The organism is Jatrophihabitans sp., assembly GCF_036389215.1.
GTDB lineage: Bacteria > Actinomycetota > Actinomycetes > Mycobacteriales > Jatrophihabitantaceae > Jatrophihabitans_A.
This window is the reverse complement of the sequence record NZ_DASVQG010000365.1, coordinates 16,935-34,900: the sequence shown is the minus strand read 5'-3', so window position 1 is coordinate 34,900 and position 17,966 is coordinate 16,935. Positions and strand designations below refer to the sequence as shown.

The window sequence follows — 17,966 nt, the reverse complement described above, 5'->3', positions numbered from 1 at the left end:
TGACCGCCCGCGGTCTCACAGTGGTCAGAACTGCGGTGGTTCAGAACTGCGGTGGTCAGAACTGCGGTGGTTCAGAACTGCGGTGGTCAGAACTGCGGTGGTTCAGACGACTGGTCTAGTCGTGGTTGGTGGCCAACGCCTGCAGCTGGGTGTAGGCGCCGTTGAAGTAGTCCTGGTCACCGGGGAAGGTGCCCGACGAGGCGTACTGCCACATGGTCCAGGTGGCGGTGCCGGCCGGCGGGGTGGGCGGGGTGGAGCTGTAGCGGGCGATCCAGAACGGGTTGGTGGCCGCGAAGGCGCTGGTGTTGCCGGTGCAGGTGGTCCACCAGTCGAGCGTGCTGTAGATCATCGGGTACTTGTTGGTGCGGTAGTGCACCTCGTTGGAGAACGCCCGGATCCAGCTGACCATCGAGGACTGGGACAGCCCGAAGCAGGTGGAGCCGTAGGGGTTGTACTCGATGTCGAGCGCCGGCGGGAGGGTCTTGCCGTCGCCGGACCAGCCACCACCGTGGTTGATGAAGTAGTCGGCCTGGGTGGTTCCGCTGGAGGTGTTCGGGGTGGCGAAGTGGTAGGCGCCGCGGATCATGCCCACGTTGTAGGAGCCGTTGTACTGCTGGGCGAAGTAGGGATTGGTGTAGCTCGTCCCCTCCGTCGCCTTGACGTAGGCAAAGCGGGCTCCGTTGTTCCACGCGGTCGACCAGGCGACATTGCCCTGGTGACCGGAGACATCCATACCCCGGACATAGGTTGCCGCGTTCGCCGACCCGGCACCGAGGGTAAGGGCGGCAACCATGCCGGCGCCGACCGTCACGGCGGCCATGGCGGCGCCGAGGATGCTGCGTACCCGGCGGGCACGCGGCTGTGCTTGGTTCATACGTTCTCCTTCTCAGGGGGGATTGGCGAGGGGGTCGCCGACGTCAATATGGACATAGTTCGCGGTGCAGTCAAATCAAGATTATTACCAAGGATTCACCTTGATGTAGTGAGTTGATCGCCCGAAGCTGACCGCGTGGCGGGCGGCGGTGGCTTGACTGGCGGTCTGGCAGCTGACCTAATGAAAAGGTCCAGACCGCGATGCCGGTCGGGGTCGCCGCTTTCGTTCGGTGGAGGCGGATCCCCGGTGCCGACCGGAATGCCGTGAGGCTCGCGCACCCGCGAGAGCCCGTACCCGGTGCGGTCACACTCACCGAAAGGAATTGGCATGGCCGAAGTGCAATACGTAGAGGCCTCGCGCATCTACCCCGGGAACCCGGTGCCCGCAGTCAACCGGCTCAACCTCGACGTGGCGGACGGCGAATTCGTCGTCCTGGTCGGCCCGTCCGGATCAGGCAAGTCCACCGCGCTGCGGATGCTGGCAGGGCTCGAGGACGTCGACCAGGGCGAGATCCGGATCGGCGGCGTCGACGTCTCGCAGAAGCCGCCGAAGGACCGCGACATCGCCATGGTGTTCCAGAACTACGCCCTGTACCCGCACATGTCGGTCGCGGAGAACATGGGATTCGCGCTCAAGCTCAAGGGCGTGTCCAAGGAGGAGCGGGCCTCGAAGGTGCTCGCCGCCGCCAAGCTGCTCGATCTGGAGAAGTACCTGGACCGCAAGCCCAAGGCACTGTCGGGTGGTCAGCGCCAGCGGGTCGCGATGGGACGTGCCATCGTCCGGGAGCCCAGCGTGTTCCTGATGGACGAGCCGCTGTCCAACCTCGACGCCAAGCTGCGGGTGGAGACCCGCGCGAACATCGCGGCACTGCAGGCCCGGCTCGGCACCACCACCATCTACGTCACCCACGACCAGGTCGAGGCCATGACGATGGGCGACCGGGTGGCGCTGCTCAAGGACGGCATCCTGCAGCAGGTCGACACTCCCCGCAATCTCTACGACCACCCGGGCAACGCCTTCGTGGCCGGCTTCATCGGCTCACCGGCGATGAACCTGGTCAAGGTGCCGTTCACCGGTAACGGCGGCACGCTCGGCGGCATGGACATCAACATCAAGCCGGACGCGGCGGCCGCGGCCAAGGCGGCCGGACTGAAGGAGATCATCCTCGGCATCCGGCCGGAGTCCTTCCACGCTTCGGAGAACGGTCACGGCCTCAGGCTCAAGGCGACCCTGGTCGAGGAGCTCGGCGCCGACGCCTTCGTCTACGGCGAGCTGCCCGGCACCAAGACCCACGACGTGGGTGACGACGGCGGCGCCAAGCCGTTCACCGTCCGCTTCGACGGCCGGGTGCCGCCGAAGATCGGCAACGAGATCAGCCTGGAAGTCCGGACCGACGAGACCCACGCGTTCAACCCGGAGACCGGGGAGCGTCTCGGCGCCTAGCCGGTAGCACCGCAGAGGGGGACGCCGGCTCACCGCCAGCGTCCCCTTCTGGTTCTCCGTTCAAGTCGGCCCGCAGCCACAGCGGGCGGTAGCTGAGCGGCACCTTGGCCTTGGTGTCCCGGCAGGTGAGAATCTCCGGCGGACCGGTCATCCGCTGCACGGCGACCGTGCAGGAGCCCTCCGGCACGGCCAGCCGCACCAGCTGCACGTCAGGCGGTGACCCATGCACCTGCAGCACCCGGACCGCGCCTGCCGCCGCCAGCCGGAGTTCCCGCTGGGCATGCACCACGGCGGCCTGTGCGGCCGGTGGCAGCCCGATCTGGCCGCGCAGCCGATCAGGCAGCACCTGCCCGGCCTCGGTCGCCGACGCCAGTTCCACCGGGTCGGTGATCCGGCCGTACAGCTGCCCGGTGGGAAGCACCAGGACGTTGGCAGCGAACCGGTCTCCCCCGACGTGGCTGCATTCCCACGCCCGGCCCGGGCATTCCCGGGCCAGCGCGGTGGCAATCGGGCGTCCCTCGATGGCGCAGCACATGTCCCGGATGCCGTGCGCGCACACCGCGTACACCGGCCGGGTGTCCAGGGTGTCTACCGCCTGCTCGGCCAAGGCCACCGGGTCGAGTTCGAGCAGTTCCTCGGCCGCCCGGTAGGTTCCCCAGACGATGCCCTGCCGGCCGGGCCGGCAGTCGGCGAATCCCCACCTGAGGTAAGGGTGTTCGGCCGGGACCGGATAGCGGCCGGGCCGGCGGATCGCCAGTACCCGGACGCCCTGCTGGCCCAGCGTGTCGATCAGCCGCTGCGCGATCGGCGCGCCGAACTGGGAACCGGCCAGGGCGCTCAGCCCCCACCCACCCGGTTGCTCGACGAGCAGGATCCGGTCGGCGGGAAAGGCGGTGCCGAGCATCTCATCGCCGCGGGCGGCTGCCGCCAGGCCGCACCGGTGGGCGCGGTCAAGCACGGGGCTCGGGCACCAGGACGGCGGCTGTGAGCAGCCTGCGGACCAGTGCCAAAGCGTCCTCGGCATCCAGCCCGGGCAGCGTAGCCGCACTCACCGGCTCACCGGAGAGCGCGTACCTGAGCGCGGATTCGGCCGACAGCGGCAGGCTGATGCTGGTGTCGACGGCCTTCACCAGCACGGCATCGGGCCTGCGCTCAAGCCGGGCGCGCAGGCCTGGCCGCAGCCGGAAGCAGTCCGCCGGCGTCAAGGCGGCCAGCGCGGCGAGCTGCGCCATCGGCTCGATCGGTTCCGGTCGGGTGCTCTCGGCAAGCTCGTCGGCGAGCCGGCCGGCCACCTGCGACAACCGACCGGCATCGGCGAAGGCGACGAAGGCCTGCACGGTCTCGCGCAGCTGATCGGCCAGCCGCCCCTCGTCGGCCAGGTCGCCGCCCAGTGGCAGCGAGGCACGCAGGCTCGGCTCGCCGGCCGCTTCGGCGAGCAGGTGCTTGAGCAGGTCGTGCCGGGTTACCGGATGGACGCCGACGGTCAGGTGGATCGAGGTGTCACCCTGCGCCATCGCCGAGTGGACGAACCCGCGGGGCAGGTACAGCGCATCGCCGGGCTGCAGGGTGAGGTCGAGCAGCGGCGGTTCGGCCGACCGGGCAGCGACCGCTGCGCGGTGCTGCTCCCAGTCCTGACCGGGCAGCGGGTCGGTGAGCACCGGCCTGTGCACCACCCACCGCTTGCGCCCGGCAACCTGCAGCACGAACACGTCATGGGTGTCGTAGTGCGGGGCGAAACCCTGGTTCTGCGGCGGAGTCAGGTAGCAGTTGATCTGGACCGGGTGCCCCAGCTCGGCGCTCAGCCTGCTGCCGAAGTGCACCAGCGGCGGCCAGGTGCGGTGCAGCGCCTGCAACACCAGGGTGGCACCGTCGGTGAGCAGCCCGAGCACCTTGTCATCGGCTACCTGATCGCTCACGCCGGCGCCGAGGCCGCCCGCCCTGGTGAACTGCCGAGCCGGAATCACCTTGCCCTGCTTGGCCATCCGGATGAACGGGGTGCGCAGCCCGCGCCGGGACAGCAGCTCGTCGATCGCCGCGGTGTCGAGCAGATCGGTGTAGTCAGCGCCGCTCTCGGCAGCTGGAGTGAGCAGCGGTTGCCTGGACCAGTACTCAGCGGCGAACCGCTGCGCCGGGATGGTGATGCAGCGCGCCAGGGCACTCGGCGGGACGGCATGGGAGAAGGCGGCGCCGACCGGGTCGGCGCCGCCTTCTGGCTGCTCAGTAATCAGGCGCTGCCGTCCGCGCCGCCGTCGTGCTGCCCGGCACCACCGTCGGCGCCACCATCGGCACCGCCGTCACCCGCACCGCCATCGGCACCGCCATCGGCACCGCCGTCACCCGCACCGCCGTCCGCGCCGCCATCGGCACCGCCGTCGTGCTGGCCGGCTACGCCACCCTGCGCGCCACCGTCGGCCAAGCCCTCCACGCCATCGTCGGCGGTTCCTTCGGTTTCGGTCATAGTGCTACTCCTCATCAGGGGGTAAGCAGGGCCGGACAGCCCGGCCGCCGGATCGGGCACGTTGCTCGGCCCGGCCCCTACGCTAGCGACGAACCGAGTCCGGCGACAGTGCGCCGCCCGCTCGCTGGAGCAGACCGGGAACGGGTGAACGAGCGGAACCTGTGCAGGTACCCGGACTGCGGTGTCCTGCATCGCTACCCGCCAGCTGAAACGTCGCGGCCAGGCTGATCCCGGTCGGCCAGCTCCGCGCCGGCCCGGGTAAGTGCGGCACTCATCGCCTCCAGGTCGCCGAGCAGCGCCGACTCGTCGATGGTCAGCTGCCGCCGGAAGGCCTCGATGGCAACACCGAACCCGGCGAAGCAGGCTTCGGTGACCCGGACGCCACTCGGGCTCAGCGTCAGGATCACCGAACGTCCATCGGCCGGGTTGCGACGCCGCTTCAGGTGGCCGTTCTTGGACATGCGGACGAGCACGCTGGAAAGCGTGGTGGCCTTCATGCCGAGTGCGCCGGCCAGCTGGGTGGGCGTCGTCGGCTGCATCAGCCGCAACGCGCTGTAGACGGCGAATTCGCCAGGTGTCAATGGGGCATTCGTCATTGCCTGTTGCAGCAGGTTGCCAAGCTGTTGGCCCAGCGCGAAGACCAGCAGGAACGGCCCGCGGAGCTCAAGTCCTGCCATGACGCGACTCTAACCGGCAGCCCACCGTTGCGTTATGATAACTACTACGATCTCGTACTACTTTTTGCGACGCCCGATCTCTACGGTGTGACTGCATGAGGTATACGGGGCTTCGCGGTTCACTACCTGCCATCACCGCGGCGCTGCTCGTTGCCGGCTGCGGTTCCGACAGCGACCACTCGGCCGGTGCCGTCACGACCGGGACGGTCGACTCCGCGAGCGGTGGTTCGGCGTCCGGCAGCCCTACCAGCGCCGCCTCGGTCAGCCGCACCAGCCCGCAGCTCCCGAGCGTGTCCGGATCAGCCCGCCCGCGCTACGTGGTCAAGCGGATCTCGACCGGCAGCAAGCCGTGCGCGACACTGGGCGCCGCCGGCTCGATCTGGGTCGCCGACATCAACGACTCCAACGTCAAGCGGCTCGATCCGGGGACCGGTCGGCTGCTGGCGACCATCACCACTGCGGCTGGTCCGTGTGGGATGGCCTACGGCGCCGGCTCGATCTGGGTGGAGGACTACACCGCCTCGGCGGTGACCCGGATCGACGTGGCCACCAACCGGACCAGCACCATCCCGGTCGGCAGTTCGCCGTATGACGTCAGCTTCGCCGCCGGAGCGGCTTGGGTGACCAACAATGGGGACGGCACGGTCACCCGGATCGACGCCAACACCAACAAGACCCGCACCATCGAGGTCGGCGCGGCACCGGTCGGCATCGCGGCGGCCGGCGGCGCGATCTGGGTCTGCGACGCCGGCAGCAGCGAGCTGACCCGGATCGATGTGGTGACGGCGCGGGTGAGCACCATCGCGTTCGGCGGCTCGCCGCGCTGGACCGCCTCCGACCAGAACACCGTCTGGATCGGGGACCAGGGCGCCGGCCAGATAGCCCGCCTGGACGCGCGCAGCGGCCGGATCGTTCGCCGGATCGACGTGGGGCCGACGCCGAATGACGGTGACGTGCTCGACGGTGCGGTGTGGTTCCCGGACAAGAGTGGCGGCCTGTACCGGTTGGATCAGCGAACTGACGCGGTGACCGGGCCGTTCCCGACCGGTGCCGACAATCCATTCGTGGTCAGCGGGTACGACCACCGGCTCTGGATCGCCGATTACGCCGGCACCGACACAATCGTGATGGATCCCGCGCTGCTGCCCTGATCGGATCGCGGCATGCCTTGTTCGGCTTCGCGCACCGATACGCGGTTGTCGCCAGGCTCAGCGGGCCAGCCGGCGCTGCCGCGCGACCTCGGCCATGGTGACCGCGGCAGCCACCGAGGCGTTGAGCGATTCGGCCTGCCCGGTCATCGGGATCGACACCGTCACGTCGCAGGTCTCGCCCACCAGCCGGGACAGCCCCCGGCCCTCCGAGCCCACCACGATGACCAGCGGTTCGGTCGCGAACGGCAGCTCATCCAGGGTGGTGTCGCCGTCGGCGTCCAGGCCGACAACCTGCAGGCCCGCCTTCTGGCAGTCCCGCAACGCCCGTACCAGGTTGGTCACCTGGGCCACCGGGATGCGCGCCGCGGTGCCGGCCGACGTCCGCCAAGCGGTCGCGGTGACCCCGGCCGAGCGCCTGGTCGGCACGATCACCCCCTGCGCGCCGAAGGCGACCGCGGACCGGATGATCGCGCCGAGGTTGCGGGGATCGGTGACACCGTCCAGGGCCACCAGTAGCGGCGTGGTCGTCGCCGAGGCAACCAGCTCCAGCAGGTCAGGCAGCTCGTCGTAGGCGAATGCCGGCACCTGCAGGGCGATGCCCTGGTGCAGGATGCCGCCGGTCCGCCGGTCGATCTCGGACTTGCTGACCTCGAGGATGGGCAGGCCACGGTCAGCGGCCAGGTGGATCGCCTCGGTCACCCGCTCGTCGGCGTCGAGCCCGATCGCGACGTACAGCGCATTGGCCGGTATAGCCGCCCGCAGCGCCTCGGCGACCGGGTTGCGTCCCACCAGCAGCTCGGGGGCGTCGGAGTTCTTGCCGGCCGTACCGCGCCGGCGCGGCGTTCCCTCGGAGCGGCGTTCAGCGGCCGCGGCCCGGCGCGCCGCCGGATGACCTTTGCGCTCGGTGGCCTTCGGCGTCGGGCCCTTGCCGGACAGGCCGCGAGCCCGGTTGCCACCGGAACCGACGACCGCCCCCTTCTTGCTCTTGCGCACGGCCCCCTTGCGGGCGGAGTTACCTGCCATCGTCATGCAGCCTGAGCGTCACCGGGCAATCCTACGGACACCTGAGCACCCGCGATCACCAGCCTGGTCCGGATGGTGTTGGCTCAGTAGTCGACCACGTGGCTGGGCCGGACCCGCACGACCACCCGTACGTGATCAGTGCCCTCGTCACCGGTGTAGTGCTCCCCGGTGTAGGTCTGCGACAACCGCTCGATCAGCTCGGGGCCGCCCTCGGTGCTCATGCTGACGGTGCCGCGGACCTCGACATAGCTGTAGGGGTTCTCCCGGTCGAGGATCAGCACGCTGACCCGCGGATCCTTGAGCCAGTTGGTCTCCTTCTTGCGGCCCTGGATCGTTGACAGCAACAGCTCATCGCCCTCGTAGGTGGCCCACACCACCGACGTCTGCGGCGAGCCGTCGGTGTTGTTGGTCGCCGCCACCGCGAAGTTGGCGGCATCGAGCAGCCTCTTGGCCTTGTCCGGTAATGCAGTCATGCCTGGGAGTCTATGGGGTGCCGTCGAGCACGGGTCGCCGTCGAGCACGGCGCCGTCGAGCACGGCGCCGTCGAGCACGAGCTAGGTTTGTTGCATGCACGCGGAGCCGCTTCGCCCCGAATCACTGCTGATATCCGCCGGCCGTCCGGCTCGTATCCCGGCCGGACCGGTCAACCAGCCGATCAGCCTGTCTTCGACCTTTCATGCCGGCGGCCCGCGGGTGTACGGCCGGGACGGCAACGACACCGTGGAAGCGTTCGAGGCCGCCCTCGGCGCGGTGGAGGGCGGCCGGGTGACGGCGTTCTCCTCGGGGATGGCTGCCTGCACCGCGCTGATCGAGGGGCTGCCGGTCGGCTCGGTGGTGGTGCTGCCCACCAGCTTCTACAACTTCAACCGGACCCTGCTCGACAGGCAGGTGGAACTCGGCCGGCTGACGCTGCGCCCGGTGAATGTCATCGACACCGCCGCGGCGGTGGATGCGCTGCCGGAGGCCACCATGCTCTGGCTGGAACTGCCGACCAATCCGATGCTCGAGGTACCGGACCTGCCGGCGCTGGCCGAGGCCGCCCGGCAGCACGGTGTGCTCAGCGTCGTCGATGCCACCCTGGCGAGCCCGCTCGGCATCCGGCCACTGGAGCACGGCGTGGACGTGGTGATGCACTCGGCAACCAAGTGGATAGCCGGCCACAGCGACCTGGTGATGGGCGTGCTCGCCACCGCCGACCCGGCCCTCGACGAGCAACTGAAGGATCGCCGGAACCTCACCGGCGCGCTTCCGGGAGCGCTGGAATCCTTCCTCGCCCTCCGGGGCCTGCGGACGCTCTCGGTACGGCTGGAGCGAGTCTGCGCCAACGCCGCCGAGCTCGCCGGGCGGCTGAGCGGCCACCCGGCGGTTCGCACGGTGCGCTACCTGGGATTGCCCGACCACCCGAACGCCGACCGGATCGCCAAGCTGCTGGACAACCACGGTGGCCTGATCTCCTTCGACCTGGACTCGCAGCAGCGTGCCGAGCAGGTCTGTGACCGGGTACGGCTGATCAGCCATGCCACCAGCCTCGGCGGCGTGGAGTCGCTACTGGAACGGCGCGGCAGCTACCCGGGTGAGGCCCGCCAGCACACCCCGCCCGAGCTGATCCGGATGTCGGTGGGACTGGAGCATGTCGAGGATCTGTGGGCCGACTTGGAGCAGGCATTGGCCTGAGGTGCTTCGTGGCCCTGCGGTGCTTCGGCCGGTCGGCTGGAGGTGGTCGTGCCCTGGCCGTCGGGCTAACCGCCCGGTCGGCTGGGCCAGCCGGGTCAGCGGGATACCAGGGCGGTGGCGACGGCGGCGAGCCCCTCGCCCCGACCGGTGAGCCCGAGACCGTCGGTGGTGGTGGCTGACAGGGTCACGGGAGCGCCGATGACGTCGCTGAGCAGCGCCTCGGCGTCGAGGCGGCGGGTCCCCAGCTTGGGCCGGTTGCCGATCAACTGAACCGCGACGTTGCCGATCCGCCAGCTCGCCGCATCCAGCCGCCGGACCACCTCGCTCAGCAACTCGATGCCCGAGGCTCCTGCCCACTCGGGGTCCGAGGTACCGAAGACTGCCCCGAGGTCGCCGAGCCCGGCCGCCGACAACAGGGCATCGCAGGCGGCATGGCAGACCACGTCACCATCGGAGTGACCGGCGCAGCCGGCAACGTTCGGCCAGAACAGCCCCGCCAGCCAGCACTCCCGACCGATCTCGATCGGATGCACGTCGACGCCGACACCGACCCGGGGCAGCGTCATGCGGGCCGGCCGGAATCGGAAAGCATCGCCGGCTCAGCCAGCTCGGCTTGCCCCGCCAGCTCGGCTTGCCTCACCAGCTCGGCTTGCCCCGCCAGCTGGGTCGGCTTGGGCGCGATCCGATGGGCCAGCTCCAGGTCGTACGGCGTGGTGATCTTGAAACTTATCTCGGCACCGGCGACCGTCCGCACCGCCACTCCCAGCGCTTCGAGCAGGCCGGCATCGTCGGTCACCCCGGTCAGCGAGCGCTGCTCGGCTGCCCGGTGAGCGGCTGTCAGCGCCGCTCGGGAGAAGCCCTGCGGGGTCTGGACGGCCCGCAACTCGGCTCGGTCGACGGTGCCAAGGACCCGGCCGGAGGAGTCCACTCGCTTGATCGTGTCGGTCACCGGCAGCACCGGGATAACCGCCTGATCGCCCTGACGCAGCCGGGCCACCACGGCTGAGATCACCGAGGCCTCGACCAGGGGCCGCGCGGCATCGTGCACCAGCACGAGTTCGACGTCATCGTGCACTGCCGCCAGGCCCAGATCGACCGAGTGCTGCCGGCTGGCACCGCCGGCCACGACGGTAGCCAGGGCACCGGCACTGGTGCGGACGGCGGCCAGCGCGTCAGCCGGTGCCACGACGACCACCGAATCTATGTCGGGGTGGCTGGTGAAGGCGTCCAGGGCCCAGTCCAGCAAGGGACGTCCATGCAGGGGCACCAGAGCCTTCGGCATGCCAGCGCCGAGGCGCTCACCGGAGCCGGCAGCAACGATCACCGCAGCCACCGGGTGACCAGCGCGGCGCACCCAGCTACCCGAACCCGGGAGGGATAGAGCCCTCGCTCAGGCGACGGCCTCGGCCAGGACCTCGTCGAGCACAAGTTCAGCCTTGTCCTCGTTGGTGCCCTCAGCCAGCGCCAACTCGCTCACCAGGATCTGGCGAGCCTTGGCCAGCATGCGCTTCTCACCGGCGGACAGGCCGCGATCCTTCTCGCGGCGCCACAGGTCGCGCACGACCTCGGCCACCTTGTTGACGTCACCGGAGGCCAGCTTCTCGCCGTTGGCCTTGTAGCGACGCGACCAGTTCGTCGGCTCTTCGGTATGCGGAGCGCGCAGCACCTCGAAAACCCGATCCAGGCCCTCCTGGCCGACCACGTCGCGTACACCCACGATTTCGGCGTTGTCAGCGGGCACCCGAACCGTCAGATCACCCTGCTGGACCTTGAGCACGAGGTACATTCGCTCTACGCCCTTGATGATCCGAGTCTCGATTGCCTCGATTTTTGCAGCGCCATGGTGCGGATAAACTACGGTCTCGCCGACCTCGAACGTCATAGAGGCAACCCCTTCCGGTGGACTCCAGGGTAACACGTGGGGACGACACGCCCATGGCCTTCATCGCTGTTGGCTGCCGCGTGGTGGCGGGTTCCCGGCCGCCCGACTCGCGAAGCGACCTGTCCGTGAACCCTCCTCAGCCAATCGCTAGGCTGAGGAAGGATGTCCCACTCCGGCTCAACAGTCGACCCGGCAGGGAAGGTACGCACCGCACCAGTCGAGGGAGTCGCCGTGGGAAACGAGACCGCAAGCCGCGCGGGCCTGCTTCGCCGGCTCGGGGCGGCAGTCGGGTGCGGCGCGGCCGGCGTCCTGCTGGTGACCGGGTGTGCCGCGGGGCAGAACAGTCAGACCGTCGCGCAGACACCCTCGATCGACGGCGTCCAGGCCGAGGTGGGCAACCTCGCCATCCGGGCCGCGGGAATCGCCGCTCCGGAATCGGGCACCAGTTACCCCAAGGGCTCGGACGCGCCGCTGCGGATGGTGATCATCAACCGGGGCACGGCCGCGGACAAGCTGGTGTCGGTGACCTCCACAGCGGCCAGCGGCGCCCGGTTCAGCGCGGGTTCGAGTTCCTCGCCGGCAGCATCGGGATCCGGACAACCCTCGAGTTCGGCCACCGACAGTTCCACCGCCAGCGCCTCCCCCTCGGCCAGCGGGTCGGCGTCCGCCAGCGGGTCGGCCTCAGCCAGCGGGTCGGCGTCCGCCACCGGGTCACCCTCGGCCAGCGGTTCGCCCTCAGCCAGCGGGTCGGCGTCCGCCACCGAGTCACCTACGGCCAGCGGCTCGGCCAGCGCCCAGAACCCCATCGAGCTCGCCGGCCGCCAGTCGGTGCAGATCGGGATCGGCACCGGCGGCCCCAGCGTGACGCTGACCGGCCTGACCACCGAGCTGTTCCCGGCGCAACCGGTGTCAGTGACTCTGACCTTCTCCAGCGGCGCCAGCGTGACGGTCATCCTGTCTGTCCAGCTCAGCAGCGAGGTGCCGACCGCGCCGACCGTGAGCGAGGCAACCGAACTCGGCGGCGAGTAACTCCCCGGCCGGACGCCCGCTCGGCGGGGCGTTTCTGTCGGAGGCCGCCGGTAACCTCCGACCGGTGAGCAACCCGCCGGGCACCATCGCCGCCAAGCCACCCAAGCGTGCGGCCACCAGCTATGCGTGCACCGAGTGCGGCACGGTGTCGATCCGCTGGGTGGGCCGCTGTCCGGAGTGCCAGGCCTGGGGCACCATGACCGAAGAGGGCGCCCGGCCCACCACGCTGACCTTGCCGGCGCCGGTCACCCCGCGCAACGCCGCCCAGCCGATCAGCCGGCAGGACTCCGCCGTCGCCCGGGCGTTGCCGACCGGCATCGGCGAACTCGACCGGGTGCTGGGCGGCGGCCTGGTCCCCGGTGCGGTGCTGCTGCTGGCGGGGGAGCCAGGCGTCGGCAAGTCCACCCTGCTGCTCGAGGTCGGGCAGAAGTATGCCGCCGTGACCGGCTCCCCGGCGCTGATCGTGACCGGCGAGGAGTCGACGTCCCAGGTCCGGGCCAGGGCCGAGCGCACCCACACCATGCACTCGCAGCTGTTCCTGGCCGCCGAGAACGACCTGGGCGCGGTACTGACCCACCTGGACGAGGTGAAACCCGGGCTGCTGATCCTGGACTCCGTCCAGACCATCGCATCCTCCACCGTGGACGGGGTGATGGGCGGGGTTCCCCAGATCCGCGCCGTCACCGCCGCGATCAGCTCGGTCGCCAAGGAGCGCGGCATCGCCACCGTCCTGGTGGGCCACGTCACCAAGGACGGCTCGATCGCCGGCCCGCGGGCCTTGGAGCACCTGGTCGATGTGGTGCTGTATTTCGAAGGCGACCGGCACAGCTCGCTGCGCATGCTGCGCGCGATCAAGAACCGCTACGGCGCCACCGACGAGGTCGGCTGTTTCGAGATGCACGAGGAGGGAATCGACGAGCTGACCGACCCGTCCGGATTGTTCGTCAGCACCCGGGACATCGCGGTGCCCGGCACCTGCGTGACGGTCACGGTGACCGGCCGCCGGCCCCTGCTGTCAGAGGTGCAGTCGCTGGTGGCCGCGGCCTACGGCAACGGTGGGTCGGCGCGGCGCTCGGTGACCGACCTCGACGCCTCCCGGGTGAACATGCTGCTGGCGGTGCTCGGCCGGCACGCGGGCGTGCAACTGAGCGAGCGCGACGTCTATGCGGCCAGCGTCGGCGGTATCAAGATCACCGAGCCGTCGGTGGACCTCGCGATCCTGCTCGCCATCGCCTCTGCCGCCAGCGACATCGCACTGCCCAGCACGCTGTGCGCGATCGGCGAGGTATCGCTGTCCGGCGACATCCGCCGGGTCAGCAGCGTGCAGCGCCGGCTGAGTGAGGCAAGCCGGCTGGGCTTCCGCCGGGCACTGGTGCCGCACGGCTCGGACTGGTCACAGCTGGCCGGTCTGAAGGTCATCGAGGTCCCCACCGTTGCCAAGGCCTGGGACTTCGTGGCCCAGTTGTAACGGGCAGCCTTGCTACTGGCGGCTGCCGCAGGTCGGGAACCTCCTAGACTGTCTCTAAGTTCAAGATCATGTGAAACAGCGGGAGTGCGTACGTGGCCATCAGTGATCGCGACGAGTTACTGCGATCGGTGCTCGCCTCGCTCGCACCGGGCACCGCCATCCGCGACGGGCTCGAACGGATCCTTCGCGGCAACACCGGCGCGCTGATCGTGCTGGGCCATGACAAGGTCGTCGAGTCGCTGTGCACCGGCGGCTTCCCGCTCGACATCGAGTTCGCGGCCACCCGGCTGCGCGAACTGGCGAAGATGGACGGTGCCGTCGTGCTGAGCACCGACGGCACCCGGATCCTCCGGGCGGCCACCCACCTGATGCCTGATCCGGCCATTCCCACCGAGGAGTCCGGCACCCGGCACCGGACCGCCCAGCGGGTCGCTCAGCAGACCGGTTTCCCGGTGATCTCGGTATCGCAATCGATGAAGATCATCAGCCTGTACCTCGGTGCTCGGCGGCACGTGCTGGAGAACTCCACCTCGTTGCTGTCGCGAGCCAACCAGGCGGTCCAGACGCTGGAGCGGTACAAGGCCCGGCTCGACGAGGTGTCCCAGACCCTGGCCGCACTGGAGATCGAAGACCTGGTCACCGTCCGCGACGCCACCTCGGTGTCCCAGCGGCTGGAGATGGTCAGCAGGATCGCCGACGAGATCTCCGGCTACGGGGCCGAACTCGGCACTGACGGCCGGCTGCTGTCACTCCAACTGGAAGAGTTGATGGCCGGCGTGCACAGCGACCGGGAACTGATCGCCCGGGACTACCTGCCGTCCGGACGCAAGAACCGAACCGTCGAACAGGCCTTGGACGACCTGGCGCAGTTGACGGCGGCGGAGTTGCTCGACCTGACCAACGTCGCCAAGGCGCTGGGCTACCCGGCCAGCCCGGAGACGCTCGACGCGGCGGTGAGCCCGCGCGGTTACCGGCTGCTGTCCAGGGTCCCGAGACTGCCGAATCTCGTGCTCACCCGCATCGTGGAGCACTTCGGCGGCTTGCAGAAGGTTCTGGCCGCGACCGTGGATGAGTTGCAGGACGTCGAAGGCGTCGGGGACGCCCGGGCGCGTTCCATTCGCGAGGCGTTGTCGAGGCTGGCCGACGCCTCGATCCTCGAGCGCTACACCTGACCCCACTGAAGCGGTGGCTTTCCCTGGTCAGCGCTCGACGTCGCGGGTCATCGCGGTTACTTCCGGAGCACCCGCAGCGCCACGTGCCGGTTGCCGCCGTTGGCCTGCACCAGCGCGAACCACAGCGGTAGCAGGCTGTCCACCAGGTCCTGCTTGTCCTCGCCGAGATAGGCCGGCTGCAGGCCGACCCCGATGATGAGCTCCTCGACCACCGCCCGGTCGGCTTGGCGGCAGGAGAAGAACAGGTCGGCCGGCACGCCGTCGAAGACCGGCTCGGCGAAGTTCTCCCAGCCGAGGGTGTTGAAAGCCCGGGCGTAACGCGCGGTGGGTGCTGCCGTAGCCAGTTGCGCCGCGGCATTGGCCACCGGCGCACCGATCCGGTTGGTGGCATCGATGACGAGCTTGCCGCCCAGCTCCTCGGAGTGCTCGGCCAGGAAGTCCTCCAGCCCGCCGGCGGGCAGCGCAAGCAGCACGGCATCGGCGTCGGCCAGCGCACCGCTCAGGTCGCTGACCTCCGGCCCGTCGGAGGTCTCCCCTGGATGGCGCGAGCCGAGCTTCACCTCATGTCCCGCCCGGGCCAGCGCCCTGCCCAGCGTGCCGCCGATGTTTCCGGTGCCGATCACCCCGATGCGCATTTGCATCTCCTTCCGCAGAGGCAGCACAACCCACTCAACCACTCAGCCTGGCATCGACTCCTGGCGCCTGATCGCCCCGCGGTCGGCCACTGCGGTCACCACGAAGCCGAGTACCAGGGCCGCCAGCACGCCGAGGTTGGCGTAGGCCCAGTTGCCCGTCTTGCCGCCCAGCCCGAACGGGCCGAGCAGGTAACCCTGCCAGTCCAGCCAGCTGGCGAAACCGTTGGTGACCAGGCCCCAGCCGAGCGCCGTGCCGAGCAGGACGCTCAGCACCGGCACCGGACGCACGCTGCCGTACCGGCCGCGTGGATCGAAGAGGTCCGGCTCGGCATAGTCGCGCCGGCGCAGCATGATGTCGGCCAGCATCACCCCGCACCAGGCGGCGATCGGCACCCCGAGCGTGATCAGGAAACCCTGGAACTGCAGGAAGAAGTTGTCGGCGAAGAAGACGACGTAGATGGCGCCGACGACCATGATCACGCCGTCGATCAGCGCCGCTGCCGGCCTCGGCACTCGCAGGCCGGCGGTCAGCAGGGCCAGTCCGGAGGAGTAGATGTCCAGCACCGCGCCGCCGATCAGGCCGAGCACCACCACGATCAGGAACGGCACCAGCGCCCAGGTGTCCAGCTCGCCGGCCAGCGCTCCGATCGGGTCGGCGCTGATCGCCGAGTTCAACTTCTCCGACGAGCCCGCCAGCAGCAGGCCGAACAGCAGCAGCACCGCCGGCGCGATCGCGCCGCCGAACGCGGTCCAGCCGATGACACCGCGGCTGGCCGAGCGCCGCGGCAGGTAGCGGGAGTAGTCCGCGGCCGCGTTCACCCAGCCGAGCCCGAAGCCGGTCAGGAACAGCACGAAGCAGCCGATCACCTGCTGGGTCGAGCCGGTCGGTGCCGCGGACACGGTGCTCCAGTGGATCTTGCCGAGCACCAGCACGATGTAGACCACGGTGAGCACCCCGGTGACCACGGTGATCACCGCCTGCATGCGCATGATCAGGTCGAAGCCCATCACGCCACCGGCGATGATCAGCGCCGCCACCACGATCAGCGCGACCACCTTCGTCGGGGTGCCGGCGCTCCAGCCGAGCCGGTCGAACACCGTCGCGGTGGCCAGTGTGGCCAGGATGGTCAGGACCGTCTCCCAACCCACGGTGAGCAGCCAGGACAGCAGCGCCGGCAGGGTGTTGCCACGCACCCCGAACGGCGCCCGGCTCAGCACCATGGTGGGCGCCGAGCCGCGCTTGCCTGCCAGCGCGATGAAGCCGCACAGCAGGAAGGACAACCCGATCCCCAGCAGTCCGGCGATCAGCGCCTGCCAGAACGAGACACCGAAGCTGAGCGCGAACGAGCCGTAACTCAGCCCGAAGACCGACACGTTCGCGCCGAACCACGGCCAGAACAGTTGCCGCGGCACGCCCTTGCGCTCGGCATCGGAGATCACGTTGATGCCGTTCGTCTCAACACGCAGCGGCCGGTAGTCCTCGCCCTGCGTAGTCACCGTTTTGCCGGTAGTCACCATGGTGGTTACCTTGGTCCTCTACGGCGCCAGAATCAACGACCAGTTCGTCGGCGCGCCAGCCGGGCGTGTCAGGATTGCCGGGATGCCAGCCACCCCCGCGATCGTCGCTCCTCTCACCGAGTGGTTCGCCAACCATGCACGCGATCTGCCGTGGCGGCGTCCGGGCACCTCGGCCTGGTCGGTGCTGGTCAGCGAGGTGATGCTGCAGCAGACGCCCGTCGCCCGGGTGCTCCCGGCCTACCGCGCCTGGCTGGAGCGCTGGCCGGGCCCGGCCGAGCTGGCTGCCGCATCCCCCGGCGAGGCGGTACGGATGTGGGGCAAGCTCGGCTACCCGCGCCGGGCGCTGCGGCTGCACGCCTGCGCGTCGGCGATCGTGGAGCGACACGGCGGCCAGGTGCCCGCAGGCCTTGCCGACCTGCTGGCGCTGCCCGGAGTGGGTGAGTACACCGCCCGGGCCGTGCAGGCCTTCGCGTTCGGCAGCCGGGCCGCCGTGGTCGACACCAACGTGCGCCGGGTGCTGGCCAGGGCGGTCGGCGGCCAGGGTCTGCCGGCGGCGCCGTCGACCGGCCGCGACCTGGCAGCCATGGAGGCCGTGCTGCCGCGGGCAGAGGCCACCGCGGCGTTGTTCTGCGCGGCGATGATGGAACTCGGCGCGGTGCTGTGCACGGCCGGCTCGCCGTCCTGCTCGGCATGCCCGATCCAGCACCGATGTGCCTGGCGGCTGGCCGGTTACCCGCCCTACCAGGGGCCGGCAGCCCGCCCGCAACGCTTCGCCGGTACCGACCGGCAGGTCCGCGGCTTGCTGCTGGACGTGCTGCGCGGCTGCCCCGATCCGGTGCCGGGCTCCGCGCTGGACACGGTGTGGCCCGAGGACGGCCAGCGCCGGCGAGCCCTGGATGCCCTCATCGCCGACGGCCTGGTGGATCCGCTGCCCGACGGCCGGTTCGCGCTACCGTCCTGAC

The 17,966-nt window shown here is 69.9% G+C and carries 20 protein-coding genes; 7 read left to right on the top strand and 13 right to left on the bottom strand.

Annotated features, from left to right (window positions below):
* Positions 1-115: 115 nt before the first annotated feature.
* Positions 116-874 carry a lysozyme gene (locus VF542_RS21170; protein ID WP_408653682.1) on the bottom strand — a complete coding sequence of 253 codons (759 nt, stop codon included), beginning with the start codon at positions 872-874 and terminating at the stop codon, positions 116-118.
* Between the two features lie 327 nt (positions 875-1,201).
* Between VF542_RS21170 and VF542_RS21165 the strand changes: the two genes are divergently transcribed.
* Positions 1,202-2,317 carry an ABC transporter ATP-binding protein gene (locus VF542_RS21165; protein WP_408653681.1) on the top strand — a complete coding sequence of 372 codons (1,116 nt, stop codon included), beginning with the start codon at positions 1,202-1,204 and terminating at the stop codon, positions 2,315-2,317.
* On the opposite strand, the gene VF542_RS21160 is transcribed toward VF542_RS21165, so the two are convergent.
* From VF542_RS21160 to VF542_RS21145, 4 genes are all read right to left on the bottom strand, one after another.
* On the bottom strand, positions 2,283-3,275 hold the full coding sequence (locus VF542_RS21160) for a sucrase ferredoxin (protein WP_408653680.1): 993 nt from the start codon (positions 3,273-3,275) through the stop codon (positions 2,283-2,285). The two genes, VF542_RS21165 and VF542_RS21160, sit on opposite strands and share 35 nt — an antisense overlap.
* A complete protein-coding gene (locus tag VF542_RS21155; RefSeq protein WP_408653679.1) occupies positions 3,268-4,281 on the bottom strand; it encodes a cupin domain-containing protein in 1,014 nt (337 codons plus the stop codon). Before VF542_RS21155 ends, VF542_RS21160 begins: the two co-directional genes overlap by 8 nt.
* 260 nt (positions 4,282-4,541) lie before the next feature.
* The gene (locus tag VF542_RS21150; protein ID WP_408653678.1) at positions 4,542-4,775 is read right to left on the bottom strand and encodes a hypothetical protein; all 234 of its coding nucleotides are present in this window, start codon (positions 4,773-4,775) and stop codon (positions 4,542-4,544) included.
* Positions 4,776-4,969: 194 nt separating this feature from the next.
* Complete coding sequence (locus VF542_RS21145) at positions 4,970-5,452, bottom strand: MarR family winged helix-turn-helix transcriptional regulator (protein WP_408653677.1); 483 nt, start codon at positions 5,450-5,452, stop codon at positions 4,970-4,972.
* Positions 5,453-5,547: 95 nt separating this feature from the next.
* Here VF542_RS21145 and VF542_RS21140 point away from each other — a divergent pair, with 95 nt between their 5' ends.
* Positions 5,548-6,603 carry a DUF6923 family protein gene (locus VF542_RS21140; RefSeq protein ID WP_408653676.1) on the top strand — a complete coding sequence of 352 codons (1,056 nt, stop codon included), beginning with the start codon at positions 5,548-5,550 and terminating at the stop codon, positions 6,601-6,603.
* 57 nt (positions 6,604-6,660) lie between these two features.
* On the opposite strand, the gene rlmB is transcribed toward VF542_RS21140, so the two are convergent.
* Positions 6,661-7,626, bottom strand: coding sequence for a 23S rRNA (guanosine(2251)-2'-O)-methyltransferase RlmB (rlmB, locus tag VF542_RS21135; RefSeq protein WP_408653675.1), 966 nt, complete (start codon positions 7,624-7,626; stop codon positions 6,661-6,663).
* Positions 7,627-7,709: 83 nt separating this feature from the next.
* Positions 7,710-8,099, bottom strand: a complete 390-nt coding sequence (locus VF542_RS21130) for a PPOX class F420-dependent oxidoreductase (RefSeq protein ID WP_408653674.1) — start codon at positions 8,097-8,099, stop codon at positions 7,710-7,712.
* A gap of 94 nt (positions 8,100-8,193) precedes the next feature.
* On the opposite strand from VF542_RS21130, the gene VF542_RS21125 reads away from it, so the two are divergent.
* Complete coding sequence (locus VF542_RS21125) at positions 8,194-9,300, top strand: trans-sulfuration enzyme family protein (RefSeq protein ID WP_408653673.1); 1,107 nt, start codon at positions 8,194-8,196, stop codon at positions 9,298-9,300.
* A 95-nt stretch (positions 9,301-9,395) separates the two neighbouring features.
* Here VF542_RS21125 and ispF read toward each other — a convergent pair whose 3' ends face one another.
* From ispF to VF542_RS21105, 4 genes are all read right to left on the bottom strand, one after another.
* Positions 9,396-9,866: a 2-C-methyl-D-erythritol 2,4-cyclodiphosphate synthase gene (gene ispF / locus VF542_RS21120; protein ID WP_408653672.1), complete on the bottom strand. Its 471-nt coding sequence runs from the start codon at positions 9,864-9,866 to the stop codon at positions 9,396-9,398.
* On the bottom strand, positions 9,863-10,624 hold the full coding sequence (gene ispD, locus VF542_RS21115) for a 2-C-methyl-D-erythritol 4-phosphate cytidylyltransferase (protein WP_408653671.1): 762 nt from the start codon (positions 10,622-10,624) through the stop codon (positions 9,863-9,865). The genes ispF and ispD overlap by 4 nt, the downstream gene beginning before the upstream one ends.
* Positions 10,625-10,690: 66 nt before the next feature.
* Positions 10,691-11,182, bottom strand: a complete 492-nt coding sequence (locus VF542_RS21110; protein WP_408653670.1) for a CarD family transcriptional regulator — start codon at positions 11,180-11,182, stop codon at positions 10,691-10,693.
* 446 nt (positions 11,183-11,628) lie between these two features.
* Positions 11,629-12,066, bottom strand: a complete 438-nt coding sequence (locus VF542_RS21105; protein WP_408653669.1) for a hypothetical protein — start codon at positions 12,064-12,066, stop codon at positions 11,629-11,631.
* A 22-nt stretch (positions 12,067-12,088) separates the two neighbouring features.
* On the opposite strand from VF542_RS21105, the gene VF542_RS21100 reads away from it, so the two are divergent.
* The 3 genes from VF542_RS21100 to disA all read left to right on the top strand — a co-directional run bounded on the left by VF542_RS21100 (position 12,089) and on the right by disA (position 14,851).
* Positions 12,089-12,211 (top strand): hypothetical protein, encoded by a 123-nt coding sequence (locus VF542_RS21100; RefSeq protein WP_408653668.1) that lies wholly within the window; start codon positions 12,089-12,091, stop codon positions 12,209-12,211.
* A 64-nt stretch (positions 12,212-12,275) separates the two neighbouring features.
* Positions 12,276-13,679 carry a DNA repair protein RadA gene (gene radA, locus VF542_RS21095; protein ID WP_408653667.1) on the top strand — a complete coding sequence of 468 codons (1,404 nt, stop codon included), beginning with the start codon at positions 12,276-12,278 and terminating at the stop codon, positions 13,677-13,679.
* A gap of 92 nt (positions 13,680-13,771) precedes the next feature.
* On the top strand, positions 13,772-14,851 hold the full coding sequence (gene disA, locus VF542_RS21090; protein WP_408653666.1) for a DNA integrity scanning diadenylate cyclase DisA: 1,080 nt from the start codon (positions 13,772-13,774) through the stop codon (positions 14,849-14,851).
* A 56-nt stretch (positions 14,852-14,907) separates the two neighbouring features.
* On the opposite strand, the gene VF542_RS21085 is transcribed toward disA, so the two are convergent.
* Positions 14,908-15,486 carry an NADPH-dependent F420 reductase gene (locus tag VF542_RS21085; RefSeq protein ID WP_408653665.1) on the bottom strand — a complete coding sequence of 193 codons (579 nt, stop codon included), beginning with the start codon at positions 15,484-15,486 and terminating at the stop codon, positions 14,908-14,910.
* Between the two features lie 42 nt (positions 15,487-15,528).
* On the bottom strand, positions 15,529-16,983 hold the full coding sequence (locus VF542_RS21080) for a purine-cytosine permease family protein (RefSeq protein WP_408653664.1): 1,455 nt from the start codon (positions 16,981-16,983) through the stop codon (positions 15,529-15,531).
* 103 nt (positions 16,984-17,086) lie between these two features.
* Between VF542_RS21080 and VF542_RS21075 the strand changes: the two genes are divergently transcribed.
* Positions 17,087-17,965 (top strand): A/G-specific adenine glycosylase, encoded by an 879-nt coding sequence (locus VF542_RS21075; RefSeq protein ID WP_408653663.1) that lies wholly within the window; start codon positions 17,087-17,089, stop codon positions 17,963-17,965.
* Position 17,966 lies beyond the last annotated feature (1 nt).